The sequence below is a fragment of the Paenibacillus sp. YAE3 genome (genome assembly GCF_057546105.1).
In genome coordinates, this window is the sequence record NZ_BAAIYF010000038.1 from 1 (window position 1) to 667 (window position 667).

The following is a 667-nucleotide window of genomic DNA, read 5'->3' on the forward strand; positions in this document are numbered from 1 at the left end:
GACAGGGGACCCATGGGATGCACGTACCCTGGAGTGGTCGATTCCATCTCCAGCGCCGTTCTACAACTTCGCTGTCGTTCCGCATGTGAAAGAAGCGGATGACTGGTGGGCAACAAAACAAGCAAAAGCAAATGGCACGTATAAACAAGAGCCGGCGCATTTGGAACCGATTCATATGCCGAAGAACTCTGGTATTCCGATTATCATGTCGACCTTCTGGTTCTTGATCGGATTTGGATTCACCTTTGGATGGGTATGGATGGCCGTAGTTGGATTCATCGGAGTTGCCGTGTGCATGTGGGTACGCTCCTTCCAATATGATACGGATTATTACGTACCGGTGGATGAAGTGCGTCGCACGGAGGCTTCACTGGGGAGGGTGTTGTAATGATGGCTAATCATCACGACCATAGTCATGGCCACGACCATCATGAAGAGCATGAGCAACTAAAGGTTCTTGGCTTCTGGATTTTCGTAGTTACGGACTGCATTTTGTTCGGTACGCTGTTTGCCACCTATGCAGTAATGATGCATAGCTTTGCAGGCGGACCGACTGGAAAAGAACTGTTTGAAATGCCTGGGATCATCGCTTCAACTTTTATCCTGTTGACCAGCAGCTTTACGAGCGGACTTGCTGTGCTGGCGATGAACAAAGGAAAAGTAAAAG

1 protein-coding gene and 1 pseudogene are annotated in these 667 nt (G+C 49.0%); both read left to right on the forward strand.

The annotated features are described in order from the left end of the window. Positions 1–388, forward strand: a pseudogene (locus AC27KL_RS28045) (cytochrome ubiquinol oxidase subunit I); the annotation flags it as partial. A gap of 2 nt (positions 389–390) precedes the next feature. Next, the coding region (locus tag AC27KL_RS28050) for a cytochrome c oxidase subunit 3 family protein (RefSeq protein WP_487171798.1) at positions 391–667 on the forward strand (277 nt) is incomplete at its 3' end.